The sequence below is a fragment of the Alistipes sp. D31t1_170403_E11 genome (genome assembly GCF_015553985.1).
GTDB classification, from domain to species: domain Bacteria; phylum Bacteroidota; class Bacteroidia; order Bacteroidales; family Rikenellaceae; genus Alistipes; species Alistipes montrealensis.
In genome coordinates this window covers 474,649-489,534 of the sequence record NZ_JADNHQ010000004.1, presented here as the reverse complement: position 1 = coordinate 489,534, position 14,886 = coordinate 474,649, and the positions used below count along the sequence as shown (strand labels likewise).

Sequence of the window (14,886 nt, the reverse complement as noted above, 5' to 3'; positions counted from 1 at the left end):
CACAAGGGGGGGGGGAATTTGAGTACTCCGCCCCGGCCATCGACATCGTAGATGTCCGCATTGAAAAAGGATTCGCCGAAAGCGACGTTGTAAACTACGGTCCCGAAGGAGACGCCGGCAGCGATCCGGGGCTCAACGACGGCGGCAGCTATTAAAACCTACTGCAATGAAGACATTCTTCCAATCGATGATGTCCTTTGCAGTAGCTGCAATGGCATTCACCGGGTGTTCTTCCGATCCGGAAGTAGCTCCCGAAGTACAACCTATTCAGTTGGAACTCATTGCCGGAAACACAACGCGGACCGAGATCGGTCCGGATAACAAAATCACCTGGAGCGAATCCGGCGAAACCCTCAAAATCCTCGAAAAAGTAGACGCGGCGGCTCTAAGCGCACTGGACAACAACGGTTACACGAAAGATGCGGCCTCGGGCAAAGCCTCTTTCACGGTTGCGCTGCCGGCCAAAACGGGGACCTCGTTCCATTACGCGACCCTCCATCCCAAAGGAGCTTACGCATCCAGCAGCAACACCGACTTCGCCGCAATCAAATTCGTCGTTCCCGAAATTCAGCTTCCGACAACAACGAGTTTCGACCCCGATGCCGACATTCTGGCATCGAAGACGATTGTGACCGACGCCCAGCCGACATCTCTGTCGCTTCAATTCGCCCGAATCGTTGCGCTCGGTAAAATGCAGCTGACCGACCTGGCCGTGGAAACGGACGAAACCGTTTCCGACATCACGTTCACCGCCCCCGGCAAAGTGGTTACCGGCCGCGGCAAATTCAATTTCGATACCGGCAATATCCTGACGGATCAATGGGGTTACTCCGGACAAAGCAAGGAATATGTTTCCATGCTGTACAAAGATGTATCCGCGACTGCAACCTTCGACGCCTGGTTTTCCTGCGCCCCGTTCTCGGTCGGAGCCAACGAAACCTTTACCGTCGAGGTCGTTACCTCGCGAGGGACTTACACCCGCACCGTAACCATTCCTGCCGACGGCAGCCTGAATTTCACATTGGGCGACCTGACGACCTTCAGCGTCAATATGTCTTCGGCCGACTTTACCCCGGCCGTTACCGACCCCTCGGTCTTCACGGTTACCTTCGGCGCGACGCATCCGGGCGTATCCAACAACCGGGTGGATTACTCGCCTTCGCTCGACCTCGGCGTAACGGGCAGTTCGGCATCAAGCCTCACTTTCGATTTTTCAACCCCCAAAGAGGCAATCCGAAGCACGAACGCCTTCAGTGGTTATGACGGTGCATCGGGCACATTCGGCTGGTGGTCGGCCACAAACACGACCATGACGCTCAACGATGTCGCTCTGAACGGCAAGACCGCTTTCGCCCTGACATTCGCCGCCGGGGCAAGCACGAGCACATCAACGATTCAAGCGTCTATCTCCAAAGACGGAACCCATTTCTTCCCACTGTCCCAAAGCGCTGTCGCCGTAGACACCAAAATAAGCGGGTCGGAATTGCTGAAAACCGTAAACTTCAACCTGAATGCGGCCCTTACCGACAACGTATCCATTAAATTTGAAAATACCAGTTCTCAGGGCTGCAAACTCGACGACATCAAACTAATGCCGCTGGATGCCCCTGCCGCTGATTCGTACCCGATCGACTGGAAAGCTGCGCCCGCTCTGACTACGACGCCCGACGACGGCGGAGCGCTGAGTTTCGCCGCCGATAACGGTTCGGGGGCGGCTCCCGAAAGCCAGATGATCGAATATATGTGGGAAGGCGACGACTGCACGCTTACGTTCAAAAAAGCCGACGCGGACACTTGGTACACCGTTACGCAAAACGACAACGGCAACGGAACCGGCACACTGACCATTAAGCCCGAAATTTACACGGCCACCGATGTTGACCGCTCGGGCACAGTTACGGTTTCTGTCATGAAGAACGGCAATCCGGCGATCACCCATACGATCACGGTTACGCAGTTGAAAAAGGGAGAAGCGGTAAAAAACGAATATACGGAAACTTTTAAAAATTTCACAACCGCCAACAGCGGTTATACAAATACGGGGAACTACATATCCACCGAAGTAACGATCGACGGAGTTGCACTGCAATGGGCATATACAAGTTGTGCCCTCAATCAGGGCGGAGCCAAATTCGTATTGGGCAAAAATTCAGACAAGGCAACGTTAACATCCGGAACTATCAGCGATGGAATTTCCGAAATCCGTATCGGATGGAAAGCCCCCTTCTCATCCGACAAACTGCAAATGACCGTCTACGTCAACAACGTCTCCGTCGGAACACTCAATATCACGGCGGCATCGGGCGACAGCGGAACAGAAACGATCTCAGGTCTTAATATAGCAGGCAATGCTGTAATAAAAATCACCGGAGCGGGCAAAGTCGGCTCAAAAGACAACAGGCCCGGCATCAACAGCATAAGCTGGAGCAGTAATTGAACTTCGGGCGGGGGAGGTGACAATCCTCCCCCAGGCCCTACCCCGGGATTAAAACCCGCTATCCCCGAATATACCGGCTGGGCAGAGCTGCCCGCGGCAAAAGAGGATAACGACTACATCTGTTTTACGCACAAGGCGCTGCCGTCCGACGCATCGAAACGCAACTACTCGTTCTGTTTCGACAAGACAGTCAACTGCTCGCAATGGGTGGCTTATCCGTTGCATGCGTGCTATTTCGTCGACAGCGGCGTCAGGACGGACAACTTCGGCTACGACAAGGAATTCGAGTCGGCATGGGAAAGCTATGCCGGACAGTATCAGGCGAACATCGGCACGGGGGCTTACTACTCCGCGGCCGGCGTGCAGACCCACTCGCGGGGACACCAGTTACCCTCGGCCGACCGCAACCGTAACACCGCCGACAACAACACGACGTTCTATGCGACGAACATGACCCCGCAGTTGCAAACGCTCAACGGCGGCATGTGGCAGCAACTGGAAGGCAAAGTGCGCCAATGGGCTTCGAGCGATACGCTCTATGTGGTTACGGGAGCGTATTTTGCGAATAAAAACAACCTGGTTTACGACAACAAGGGCAGCGGAAAAGCCTGCCCCGTGCCGACGAGCTACTACAAAGTGGTATTGAAGTCGCGGGTAAGCGGCAAATGGGTTGTCGACTGCGCCGCCTCCGAGTTGCAATGCATCGGATTCTGGGTCGACCATGCCGCCGGAAGCTGGAGCATAACGGGGAGCGTCCGCAGCGTAGAAGAGATCGAAAACCTGACAGGCTTCTCCTTCTTCGCCAATGTGCCCTACGCACCGAAAAGCAGTTACACGCTTTCCGACTGGAACCTGTAAACGAGAGGAGTCTATGGAAAAAAAGCGGGGATGCTCGATCGCATCCCCGCCTTTTCATGTTTTTATTTACGCGTCACCTCCGCCGGCGCGCGGTCGATGTAGTTGGGATAGCGGAACTGCGGCATTCCGAGCGCCATCACGGCGCAGATGCGGCGGTCGTCCAGCCCCAGCATCCCGGCCAGTTTCTCCTGCTTGTCCTGCCGCAGGGCCGTCAGCACGAATCCCATGTAAATCTGACTCACGCCCAACGCCTCTGCCATCAGCGAGGCGTTCTGGTAAGCCAGGTTGGCATCCTCCGCCCCGAAACGGTTCGCCTTCGGGGCATGGATGAACAGCACCGCCGTAGCGCCCCGCAGGATACGGTCGCGCCCTTCGGCATATTCGCGCCGCAGGCGTTTGAAAACCGGAACGTAGCGGTAAACCCCCGGCACGATACGGCTCAGCCACGGTTTCACGAGGGGATGCAGCAGACGCTTTTCGAGTTTGCCGAAAACCCCGAGCGTATATTCCGCAATGGCGCGCAACTGCGCCGGATCGGTCACCAGCGTATAGCCCAACTGGCGGGCGTTGCTCGCCGTCGGAGCACGGTCGGCCGCTGCGATGATGCGGTCCAGCATCTCCTGCGGCACGGGACGCGTCGTAAGGGCGCGGTTCGAACGCCGCACGGCCAACAGCAGTTCCACCTGTTCGGGCGTAGGCATCGCGGCGTAATCGGCCGCATGCACCCGCCCTGCCGGGAACTCCGCATGCTCCACCGATCCCGTGGGACAGGCTGCCACGCAATGCCCGCAGACGATGCAGTTTTCGGGTTTGTGCAGCGTCACGTCGCCGCCCGCCTTCTCCTGCACGAAAATCTGCGAAGGGCATACCTTCACACAACGGCCGCAGCGGATACAGCTCGAATCATTCACACGAATCATATCCATATCATTCGATTTTTTACGTATCTTTGGTTTCCTAACGGCACTTCTATTTGCCGGAACCTCGGCACAAATCCGTTTTTTGGCCCTACCCGGCTTTTTCGTACCTTTGTACCGATTTCAATTCCCAGAACCATGTACCCCGTCATCATCCGTCCTTTCAGCCGCCTCTCCGCCGACGAATACCACCGCATCGTCCGGGCGCGGGAAGCCGTCTTTTTCCTCGAACAGCACATCACCGCCCCCGATGCAGATGCAGTCGATCCGCAGAGCGTGTTCCTGTGGATGGAGGACGGGGAACGCGTCGTGGCTTTCCTGCGCATCATTCCCGCCGGGATCGTCTACGCCGAAGCCTCCATCGGGCGGGTGCTGGTCGACGCCTCCTACCGCCGCCGCGGGTTGTGCCGTCTGGCGATGCACCAGGCCCTGCGCTACATCGCCGAACACTGGGGCCCGCAGCCCGTCCGTATCTCAGCCCAGAAGCACCTCGCGGAATTCTACGCGTCGCTGGGTTTCGAAACCGTCTCCGGCGAATACTTCGAAGCGGGTATCCCCCATGTCAAAATGCTCCTGCGCAAATAAAAGAACCCCGGCGGCAAGGTCTGCCCCGCCGCCGGATTCCGATCAGTGTTTCACACCCTCCATTTCAGCCGGGTCGTGCTTGTATTTGAAGACGAAGGCGAAAACCACCGCCACCACGAGCGCATACCCTGCGAAGATGAACCATGAATCGGGCCAATGGAAGGCATCCACGACGGCGCCCGCGGCATACGAACCGAAGAAAGCGCCGAAACCGTTGGTCATGATCATGAAAACACCCTGCGCCGAAGAGCGGATTTCGCGGCTGGTCTCCTTCTCGACGAAGAGCGACCCCGAAATGTTGAAGAAGTCGAACGCTACGCCGTAGACGATCATCGAAAGTACGAGGAACGCCGCACCCGACCCGGGGTTGCCGATTCCGAAGAATCCGAAGCGCAGTACCCACGCCAGCATCGAGATCAGCATGACCTTCTTGATGCCGAAGCGTTTCAGGAAGAAGGGAATCAACAGGATACAGAAGGTCTCGGACATCTGTGACAGCGACAGCAGAATTACCGAGTGCTTCACGATCGCCGAATCGGTATACTCGGCCATCGTGCCGAAATTCTGGATATAGCTGTCGCCGAAAGCGTTGGTAATCTGCAACGCAGCGCCCAGCAGCATCGAGAAAATAAAGAAGATGGCCATGCGCTTCTCCTTGAAGAGCGCGAAAGCCCGCAGGCCCAGCGTATCGACCCACGACTGCTTCTGCACGCTGCGCTGGACGGGACACCCGGGCAGCGAGAACGAATAGACCGCCAATACGAACGACAGCAGGGCCGAAACGTACAACTGCCACTCGGTGAGTTTGATCTGCACGCCCCCGATGTGCGTCAGGTCGACGAACCACATTGCGGCGATGAATCCCACGGTTCCCCATACGCGGATGGGCGGGAAGTGTTTCACGGTATCGAGCTTCGCCAGATCGAGGGCATTGTAGGCCACCGAGTTCGACAGGGCAATGGTCGGCATGTAGAACATCACGCTCAGCAGCATGCAGCTATACAGCGGAGCATAGGCCGTCTGCGAGGCTGCGGCAATCAGAAACGCACCGCTGACAAGGTGGCAGATGCCCAGCAGTTTCTGCGCCGGAATCCATCTGTCGGCGATGATTCCCATCACGGCCGGCATGAACAGCGAGGCGATCCCCATCGTCGCGAAAAAACTGCCGATCTGCAATCCCGAGAAGTCGAGGCCGCCGCCCAGATAAGCGCCCAGCGAAATAAGCCACGAGCCCCAGATCGCATACTGGAGAAAGTTCATGACGATAAGCCGAAATTTAATTCCCATAATTTTCTGATTTTGTGTAAATTTTAAGTTTCAAGCGGTTTTTCCCTTCCGGGATTAAAGCAAATGTACGAAAAATAATTCGGAATTTTCTTTGCATTTGCAAAATAAAGTTCTACTTTTGCATCACCAAAATATCATTGAGCTATGGTGTAATGGTAACACAACAGATTCTGGTCCTGTTATTCTAGGTTCGAATCCTGGTAGCTCAACACAAGAAAGGATGTTCATCGCGAACATCCTTTTTTATGTTTTATACGCCGTAAAAAAAGGAGTCCCGGACCCAACGGCCGGAACTCCCTCAAAAATCGGACAATACCCTACTTCATCACGCAAATATCGTCGATAAACCAGCGCGAGAACTGACCCGAAGCCGGTTCGCTCGTGAAGCGCACCGCCGTGGAAGCCGTCGCACCCTCGATCGTCAGCGTGAAATTCTTAAATTCCGTGTAGGTCAAACCGCTCACGACCTTTTTCGCTGCGCCGTCAATCGTACCGCCGCCGATCACCTCGACGACTACCGACTTCAAGTCGCCGTTCATGTCCTTGGCGCCGCTGTTCGAATGCACCGAAGTGTTCTTGTAAGCCATCGCGTCGAACGAGAGTTTCAGCGTTCCCGAGACCCCGAAAGCCGGGGTCAGCAATGCGCCCGTATTGTTCGTGTACGAACCCTGGGCCACGGTCTGCGTCTCGACAAAACCGATCTGGGCATATCCCGGACGCTGGCGGACATTGCTGCCCGAAAGACCGTTCTTCGTCGCCGCATCCCACGTCGCGATGTCGCTGCCGCAGAAGTTGAGCATGCCGGCCAGTTTGTCGCCGTGACGGTAGTCGAGTCCCGTCGTCAGGCGGTCGAACGGCTCGAAGTAGACCGCATCCGCCGGTTTCTGGGTATTGAAGGCGGGAATCTTCTCGACGACCACGCACGAATGGAGACGTATCTCACCGCCGTTACCCACCGTTCCGGCGTTCACCGTGACCTGATTGAACGGCGTAACCCGGATATAAAGCGTTCCGCGGCGTTCGAGCGGTATCTGCGGGGTAATGTCGATCGTCCAGTAGAAGAAGTTCTTACCGCTGCCGACCGTCTTGCCCTGCGGAATCACGAAATGCGGTTCATCGGTTGGGGCCGGCGTATACCAGACGGTATTGTCATTCGAATAAGAGAGCGTCCAGTTGGCCGGAGCCGTTCCCGATCCGCTCCATCCGAACGAGAAGCGGAACGCGCCGTCGATCGCCTCGTTGAGCGGGAAGGTGAAGAGCGCATAGTCCTTGTCCTTGCCGCTGGTCCACGACTTCATCGGCAGGTTGTGGTGGCCGCTGCCCTCGTTCCAGTAGCGGAAGCCCAGATTGCCGCCCGAGGAGCTCAGTTTGGCGGTGATATTGGCCCCCGTGCCGTCCATGGCCGTCACGGCCACGCCGTCGATCGAACCCGTACCGTTCGAACCGGAATAATAGACATACTTGCCGTCGCCGTTGGTCGCCGTCTTGGTCATGATCGAAAGCACGTAAGGCAGCCCGATACCGCCGTCGAAACGGGGCGACGACATCGTAATGTCCTTCTCCGTACAGGGCATCACGGCATAAGCGCCGTCGTAAATTCCGGCAATGCCGCACAATTGGCCGCTCCCGACGGGAACCGCGTCGATACCGAACGTGCTGGCCTGGCGGGCGTAAAGCACGAACCGTTCGTCGTCCTGCGTCTGCACGGTGACGTTGTCGCTCAGCTTCTTGTTTATGTCGCTGATCACCACCTGCACATTAAGCGTCACGTACATCGACTCATACTCGCCGGACATCAGTTCGGCATAGGTCACGGGAATCGCCGCAGGCGTCACCTGCGTCGTCTCCGTCCGGCTCACCATCTCGTCCGAAGCCGGCTTCACCTCCATCACGCCGGTCGCGGCATTCACCCCGACGACCGCGCCTTTCAGGTCGATCTCCAGCTCTTCGCCCGGTTTGCGGTAGAGCACCTCGTCGGTGCGCAGCGTGATGCCGCAGTTGGCTTTCAGGGCGCTCTGAAGCGCGATGCAGTTGTCATAATAATTGTTGTCCTGGACACTCGACACCACGATTCCGCGCATCTTCACATCCTGCGTCACCGTGTAATCGCCGTCGGCGGCCAGTTTCCGCAGGTCCGGAACGCTCAGGTAACCCTGTGCCGTCGACGAAGCCTGCACGAAAGACAACTCCTCCACGAACGACGGGTTCCGTTTGGCCGTAACGCGGATCGTCAGCGTCCGGGCCCCGGAAGTATCGTTTTCGGCGATGGATACCGCTACGGTAGCCATACCCGTGGCTTCTGTCTTCGAAAGCTCGGCCCACGAAGTGTCGTCGCCCGCTACGGAGATCGTCCAGTCGCAGTTGGCCGCAACGTCGAAAGAGAGCGTCGTTGCGAACGACGGCGCGAGAATCGCATGCGTGCTCAGCGAAACCGACTGTCCGGGCAGGTCCACGCCGTCTTTGCACGCCCCGGCCGCGAGCAGCAGCGCGAAGGCTGCCGCGATCCGGAAAAAGCTATTTAAAAGTCTGTTCTTCATAATGCTTACTTTTTGAGGTCTACCAATACGGGAAGGTGGTCGGAAACCGTCATCACGTTGATCTCCTCATACGACGGCACGGCTGTCCCCAGCACCTCGTATTCCGGCGAGTTGCCCGTGTAGACGAGCACATAGTCGATGCGCGACGGCGAAGTGGTATTCACGAAGGTATTGGCCGAGGTGCTGATAATCTTCCACGATTCGAGCGCCACAGCCGGCAGTTTCGACGTGTTGAGGTCGCCGGCCAGGTAAATCGGCTTGGTGTAGGAAGCATAGTTGGTGGCGATATACTCGCTGATGATCTCGAACGACCGCAGCCGGTTCGCCTCTTCCTGGTGACAGAAGTGCGTGGCGATGAAGATGTAATCGTCGAACTCCGCGAGGAAGAACTTGCGGGCCTCCGTACCGGGCAGGTCGCCGGCATAGGTGGTCTTGGGCGCCGCCTTGCAGAGGATGCCGATACCATATTCACCCCCGCGGTAGTCGATCGTCTTGCAGTAATAGGGACGCAGGCCCGTGCGGTCCGCCAACTCCCGTAACTGGTCGTTGGGATGCCACGTGGTGTTCTTGTCCAACTCCTGCAGCGCGATCACGTCGGGGTCCATCAGCGAGATGACCTTGGCCGTGTTGTTATAGTTCGCACGGTCGGTCCCGGAGTTCTGGGTCCACCCCTCGCAGCGATGGGTGTTGTAGGTCGCCAGCCGGACCGAATTGGGCAGGCGGTCGTAACCCTGCCCGTCGTAGGGATTCTCGGGTTCGTTAGAGGTCATGTCCCCGAAATCGAAATCGGAGTTGTCCCCGTCCAGTTCGGAGCAGGCCGCTCCGGACAGCATGAGGCAGCAACCGGAGAAGGCGAGCAATATGAATCGTTTGATTTTCATGATCTTTCGTTTTTCAGGTTAGAAATTCAGGCCGTCGTTCCAGCCGGGATTCTGCGAAATGGCGCCCTGTGTCAGCACCCGGTCGTCGGTAGGCACGGGATAGAGGTAGTCGCGCGCTTCGTTCCACGTACGGGTATAGTCCGTGTGAACGATGACGTAACCGCTCCCGCCCCCGCTGAGGAATATCTCCTTGCCGAGTTCGTACACCACCGGCGCCGAGGTCGAGGGCTTAGAGCCCGACCAGATACAGATGTCATCCACGCCGTCGCCGTTCAGGTCGTAGGAACCCGTGCCGGGGAAATAAAGTCCCGTGAAGGGCTTTTCGAAACGTTTGCCCTCCTTCCAGCGCATGATGTCCCAGTAGCGGAGGTTCTCCATCAGCAGTTCGACAGTACGTTCGCGGCGGATTTCGAGAATCACGCCCTTGTTGTCGCCCGTCACATTGGCATAGCCCGTTTCAGCCGACGCCAGGTAGGGGTCGGGGGCGGCATTGGCTGCTTCGAGCGAGAGGTTCACAACGCCCGCACGGTCGCGCAGCGGCTTGATCGCAAGGTCGATGTCGGCCTGCGTCAGCGTTCCCAGTTCGGCCTTGGCCTCGGCATAGTTGAGCATTACCTCGGCCGCGCGGAACAACGGCATGTCGCTCGTCGATGCGTTGTACGAATCGTACTTGGCCGCCTGCAGGTATTTCACCAACTGATAGCCGGTCATCGTCGCCGCAAGGTTCGGGGCCGACAGGGCCGTGTCGTCGATGCGTTTGTAGCCGGGCGTGCGAACCGTCTGGGCGAAGCGGCCGTCGCGGTTTTTGCTCTCGTCGGGCAGTTGCATCGTCTCCCAGCCGGGCTGCGCCGTGAAAGGCGTGCCGTCCTTCATCAGGTACATGTTGGCAATGTTCTTCAGCAGGCCCGGGCGTCCCATCGTGATACTCGTCAGGTAGCCGTTTACGTCGTGCTTCAGGCCGATAGCCGTGTTATAGGCCCGGGCGAGAACGATCTCCGTGTCGATGGCTTTGAGCGACGAGAACAGGTTGAGGTAAGGCGTAGTCCCCGACGTATAGACCGAATAACCGCTCTCGGTCATAAAGCGCTTCGAAGCCGTCTCGCACGCCGAAAGGTAACTTTCGTAACCCTCCAGTCCATGGTATTTGCGGAAGGTTCCCTCGAACAGGCAGACGCGGCTCTTGAGCGCCAGCGCCGTCCAGCGCGTCACGCGGTAAACCGACTTTTCAGCAGGCAGGTTGGCGATGGCGAAATCGAGGTCCCCGATCACCTTCTGCATCACCATTTCGCGCGAATCGCGGCCCTTGTAGAGTTCCTGGTCGTCCGAAGCGATCGGACGGTCGACCCAGGGCACATCGCCGTAGTACTTCACCTTTTCAAAATAGAAGTAAGCCCGGAAGAAACGCGCCACGCCTTCATACTGAAGCCGTACATGCTCGTCGGTGCAGTTGGAAGAGTATTGCAGGAAGAAATTGATGTCGCGCAGTTTTTCCCATTTCCAACTGTCGGCCTTCGCCGGAATCGTGCGGTTGCCCAGCACCTCGCTCGTAAGCGTGGTTTTGGCAATGATATCCGCCGTCTCGCCGTAGATCGTCCCGGCAGCGGGGAAAATGGTATAGAAATCGTTGGTATAGAGCTGGCACTCCTCTTCCGTGTGGAAAAATTCGTCGGGAGAGAGCCTGTCTTTCGGGAAGCGGTCGAGTGCATCCTCACAGCTGTTCAGTCCGCACGCAGCCACTCCGGCAAGTAGATAAAGAATGTATTTTTTCATAACGGCAGTCGCTTTAGAAGGTTAAGTTCAGGCCCACGGAGTAGGTCCTACACCAGGGATAGACGTTCGACTTCTTGTCCTTGTCAGCAGCAGCCTGCTCGGGATCGAGGAAATCGTTTTTCAGGGCACTCCACGTAGCAAGGTTCTCGCCGCTGAAATAGACGCGGCACTCCTTGATGCCGACCTTCGAGGTCAGCCGCTTGGGAATCGTGTAGCCGACCGTAAGGTTTTTCAGGCGGCAGTAAGCCAGGTTCTGCAGATAGCGGTCGTTGGTATAGTAAGCCGTACCGGACGACGCATTGAGCGACGTGTAGGCGCGGGCACGCGGCAGGTAAGCGTCGGGATTGTCCTCGCTCCACACCTGGCTCATGAAGTTTTTGGGAATGAACGTCGCATAGGGACGGCTGTAAGGGCCCCAGAAACGCAGGTTGTCCGCGCCGGGATACCAGTCCAGCCGGCCGATGCCCTGCATGAACACCGAAAAGTCGAATCCATACCACGAGAAGTTGAGCGTGAGTCCGTACTGGTAGCGGGGCGACGAGTTGCCGATCACACGGCGGTCGCCCGGATCGTCGAGCGTACCCGCACCGCCGTTGACGATGTTGTTGCCGTCCAGGTCGAGGTACTTGATGTCGCCGGCGCGCACGCCTTTGCCGTAAGCGCCCGTTGCGGAGTAGTAACCCGCCGCCACGGTCGAGAGGTCGATCCGCGAAGCGTATTCGGCAGCCTCCTCGTCGGTGCGGAACAGTCCGTCGACCTTATAGCCCCATATTTCGCCGTATTTCTGGCCCACATAAGGCTGGTTGATCAGCCCCGAAGGGTTGTCGCACTTGGTATACTTGGCCGTATAGTCCGAGAACGAGCCCGTAATGCCGTAGCTGAAGGTGCTTCCCGCCAGTTTGAACGAGTCGCGCCAGCCGAGCACCAGTTCGTAACCCTTCGTGCGCAGGTCGCTGGAGTTGACCTGCGGCTCCGTAGCACCGTAGATCGAAGGCAGCTTCTTGCCTGTTCCGAGAATACCCTTCGTATCGCGGATGTAGAAATCGGCCGTGAGCGACAGACGGTTGCTGAACATATTGAGGTCGAGTCCGAGGTTCTTCGAAACGACCTTCTCCCAGGTCTGGTCGCCCGACACGGGATCGCTCACCGTGGCATGCTGCCCGAGCGCCGTGCCGTCGAACGAGTAATCGCTCATCGAACCCTTGGTCGTGATGGTCTGGATGAAATCGTAGTAACCGATCTGCTGGTTGCCGAGCGAACCGTACGAAAGGCGTATCTTGAGGTTGTCGACCGTCTTGCGCAGGGGTTCGAAGAAAGCCTCTTCGCTGATGCGGTAAGCTGCCGAGAACGAGGGGAAGAAGCCGTAACGCTTGCCGCGCGGGAAGCGCGACGTACCGTCGTAACGGCCGTTGACCTCGGCCAGGTACTTGCCTTTATAATCGTAAGCCACACGATAGAACAAGCCCATGATGGCATACTCGTTACGCCCGCCGTTGAGCGTAAAGTTGTTGGTTCCCTTGGCCAGGTTGAAGTCCGAAAGATCCTCGGACAGCAGGCCGTCGTTAGCCGCCGTAAGGTCGCGGAAATACTTGGCTTCGTAGTTGTAACCGCCGATAACCGTCAGGTTGTGCTTCTCGTTGAAGGACTTGTTGTAGGTTCCGTAGACATCGGCGACGTAGTAGTTCTGGTCCCACACGACCTCCTTGTATTTATTGGGGAAACTGCCCTCGGGTTCGGTCATCACCTCGCCCGGATACTGCGAATACTGGACATTGACGCTGCGGTAGTCGTTGTGCAGGTAACCCTGCGTATAGCTGAAATCGGCCTTGACGTTGAAGTTCTTGTGCAGCTTGAACGTGGCCTCGAACGTCGTGGTGATCTCCTGTGTCTTCTTGTTGCCGAAGCTCTTTCCCTTCTGCATCATGGCGCTGTAACCGTCCATCAGGTAGTGGGTCGAAGAGTTGGTCACCGACGTGTGCGACACGGCCGTTCCGTCGGGATTCACCGGCACGAACGACGCCAGCGCATGCAGCGTGGGTTTGCGGAAGTTGTTGTACTCGTCCTCGTAACCGTAATATTTGTAGTTCGACTGGAAGAACTTGGTGTTGCTGGCGATGGTCAGCCACGGTTTGATCTCGGCCTGCAGCTTCACGCGGAAGTTATAGGACTTGAACATGTCGGGCTCGATGCGGTTGACGCCTTTCTGCTGGTAGTAGCGCCCGCTGACCATGTACGACAGCGATTTGGTTCCGCCCTTGATGTTGATATTGTGGTCCCACGTCGGGCGGCTGTCGTCGTAGAGGTAGTTGTACCAGTCGAAGTTAGCCAGGTAGACATACTGCTGGCGGCCGTTGCGCTTGTCGGTAATCACCCACGGACGCGCCGGATTCTCGGTCTTGTCGTTACGCCGCTCCCAGAGGGCCTTGTAATCGGCATCGGTATAAGAGGTGTAGGGCGTATTCTGCGTCGACATCATGAAGAAGTCGGCGATCTTGGCCGAATAGTAGCCGCGGGTCTCGTAGTCGGTCGAAGTCGTGGGACTCGACACCGAAAAATAGCCGTTGTACGACACCTCGGCCTTCTCGTTGTATTTACCGCTCTTGGTCGTGATCAGGATCACGCCGAAGGCTCCGCGGGCGCCGTAGATGGCGGCCGACGAAGCGTCCTTCAGGACGGTGATCGACTCGATGTCGTTCGAGTTGATGCGGTCGGGATAGGTTTCCACGCCGTCGATCAGCACCAGCGGGTTACCGCCGTTGGGCGAGGTCGTACCGCGGATGTTGTAGGTGGCTCCGGCTCCGGGCTGGCCCGACGAGAGCGTCACGTTGAGGTTGGGGATTACGCCCTGCAAGGCGCGGCCCACGTTCGACACGGGACGGTCTTTCAGTTCCTTCTGCGATACGGTTGCCACGGCTCCCGTGAGGTTGGCCTTCTTCTGCACGCCGTAACCCACCACGACCACTTCGTCGATGCTCTGCTGGGCATAAGTCAGCACCACATCGAAGAACGTGCGGCTGCCGACGGTGGATTTGTAGGAGTCGAAACCGATAAACGACACCTCGATCAAGGCTTCGGGCGTAAGGGCCGGAACCGTGAGGGTGAAATTACCGTTCAGGTCGGTCGAAACGCCACGGGTCTGCCCGGCGTCGGTGAGCAGCACCGTCGCACCGATCACGGGCGCGCCCTTCTCGTCCTTGACGACGCCCTTCACCGTCTGGCGCTGGGGCGCAGCGTTCTTGACGAGGATGATGCGGCGGTTTTCAAAACGGCACGAACAGTCGGGCAGCATCTCGCGCACCACATCGGCCACGGGCTTGCGGACAACCGAGACGGAAACGATCCGTTTGAGGTCGAAATCGCCGTTGTTATAGAAAAACGTGTAATTGGTAAGTCGCTCTATCTCTTTTAGAACCTGCTCGATAGAGACATTATCCTTAGTGATGCTCACCGTGGGGGGGGGGAGTTTGGGCCCGTCCTCCCGTGGCCAGTAACAGCAATAGCAGGGCTACACCAAGGATTTTGGCTTGGATAAGTTTACGCATGGGTTTGTAATTTAGGTGATGGTAAAAATGGCCCGGAACGGGGTCGGTGTTCCGGATGTGAAAGCGGGAAAG

General features: G+C 57.5%; 9 protein-coding genes and 1 tRNA gene. 4 read left to right on the top strand and 6 right to left on the bottom strand.

Annotated features, from left to right (window positions below; translation table 11 throughout):
- Positions 1-166: 166 nt before the first annotated feature.
- Positions 167-2,437, top strand: coding sequence for a hypothetical protein (locus I2E69_RS11220; RefSeq protein ID WP_195461292.1), 2,271 nt, complete (start codon positions 167-169; stop codon positions 2,435-2,437).
- A gap of 60 nt (positions 2,438-2,497) precedes the next feature.
- On the top strand, positions 2,498-3,295 hold the full coding sequence (locus I2E69_RS11215; RefSeq protein WP_195461338.1) for a DNA/RNA non-specific endonuclease: 798 nt from the start codon (positions 2,498-2,500) through the stop codon (positions 3,293-3,295).
- A 62-nt stretch (positions 3,296-3,357) separates the two neighbouring features.
- Here the strand turns inward: I2E69_RS11215 and I2E69_RS11210 are convergent, their stop codons facing one another.
- The gene (locus I2E69_RS11210) at positions 3,358-4,221 is read right to left on the bottom strand and encodes a nitroreductase family protein (protein WP_195461291.1); all 864 of its coding nucleotides are present in this window, start codon (positions 4,219-4,221) and stop codon (positions 3,358-3,360) included.
- A 129-nt stretch (positions 4,222-4,350) separates the two neighbouring features.
- On the opposite strand from I2E69_RS11210, the gene I2E69_RS11205 reads away from it, so the two are divergent.
- Positions 4,351-4,797: a GNAT family N-acetyltransferase gene (locus I2E69_RS11205; protein WP_195461290.1), complete on the top strand. Its 447-nt coding sequence runs from the start codon at positions 4,351-4,353 to the stop codon at positions 4,795-4,797.
- 42 nt (positions 4,798-4,839) lie between these two features.
- Here the strand turns inward: I2E69_RS11205 and I2E69_RS11200 are convergent, their stop codons facing one another.
- Positions 4,840-6,084, bottom strand: a complete 1,245-nt coding sequence (locus tag I2E69_RS11200) for a nucleoside permease (protein ID WP_195461289.1) — start codon at positions 6,082-6,084, stop codon at positions 4,840-4,842.
- Positions 6,085-6,222: 138 nt separating this feature from the next.
- On the opposite strand from I2E69_RS11200, the gene I2E69_RS11195 reads away from it, so the two are divergent.
- Positions 6,223-6,293: transfer RNA gene (locus I2E69_RS11195), tRNA-Gln, on the top strand.
- 108 nt (positions 6,294-6,401) lie between these two features.
- Here the strand turns inward: I2E69_RS11195 and I2E69_RS11190 are convergent.
- From I2E69_RS11190 to I2E69_RS11175, 4 genes are read right to left on the bottom strand one after another with little or no spacing between them, the layout of a single operon-like run.
- Positions 6,402-8,621 (bottom strand): DUF5689 domain-containing protein, encoded by a 2,220-nt coding sequence (locus I2E69_RS11190; RefSeq protein ID WP_195461288.1) that lies wholly within the window; start codon positions 8,619-8,621, stop codon positions 6,402-6,404.
- A gap of 5 nt (positions 8,622-8,626) precedes the next feature.
- Positions 8,627-9,502 carry an endonuclease/exonuclease/phosphatase family protein gene (locus tag I2E69_RS11185; RefSeq protein ID WP_195461287.1) on the bottom strand — a complete coding sequence of 292 codons (876 nt, stop codon included), beginning with the start codon at positions 9,500-9,502 and terminating at the stop codon, positions 8,627-8,629.
- Positions 9,503-9,520: 18 nt separating this feature from the next.
- Complete coding sequence (locus I2E69_RS11180) at positions 9,521-11,272, bottom strand: RagB/SusD family nutrient uptake outer membrane protein (RefSeq protein ID WP_195461286.1); 1,752 nt, start codon at positions 11,270-11,272, stop codon at positions 9,521-9,523.
- A 13-nt stretch (positions 11,273-11,285) separates the two neighbouring features.
- Positions 11,286-14,720, bottom strand: a complete 3,435-nt coding sequence (locus I2E69_RS11175; RefSeq protein ID WP_195461285.1) for a SusC/RagA family TonB-linked outer membrane protein — start codon at positions 14,718-14,720, stop codon at positions 11,286-11,288.
- Between the last annotated feature and the right edge of the window lie 166 nt (positions 14,721-14,886).

What these genes read in the sequence shown, in the direction of transcription:
- I2E69_RS11220 (WP_195461292.1), top strand. Translation starts at nt 167, where the DNA reads ATGAAGACATTCTTCCAATCGATGATGTCCTTTGCAGTAGCTGCAATG.
- I2E69_RS11210 (WP_195461291.1), bottom strand. Translation starts at nt 4,221, where the DNA reads ATGGATATGATTCGTGTGAATGATTCGAGCTGTATCCGCTGCGGCCGT.
- I2E69_RS11205 (WP_195461290.1), top strand. Translation starts at nt 4,351, where the DNA reads ATGTACCCCGTCATCATCCGTCCTTTCAGCCGCCTCTCCGCCGACGAA.
- I2E69_RS11200 (WP_195461289.1), bottom strand. Translation starts at nt 6,084, where the DNA reads ATGGGAATTAAATTTCGGCTTATCGTCATGAACTTTCTCCAGTATGCG.
- I2E69_RS11190 (WP_195461288.1), bottom strand. Translation starts at nt 8,621, where the DNA reads ATGAAGAACAGACTTTTAAATAGCTTTTTCCGGATCGCGGCAGCCTTC.
- I2E69_RS11185 (WP_195461287.1), bottom strand. Translation starts at nt 9,502, where the DNA reads ATGAAAATCAAACGATTCATATTGCTCGCCTTCTCCGGTTGCTGCCTC.
- I2E69_RS11180 (WP_195461286.1), bottom strand. Translation starts at nt 11,272, where the DNA reads ATGAAAAAATACATTCTTTATCTACTTGCCGGAGTGGCTGCGTGCGGA.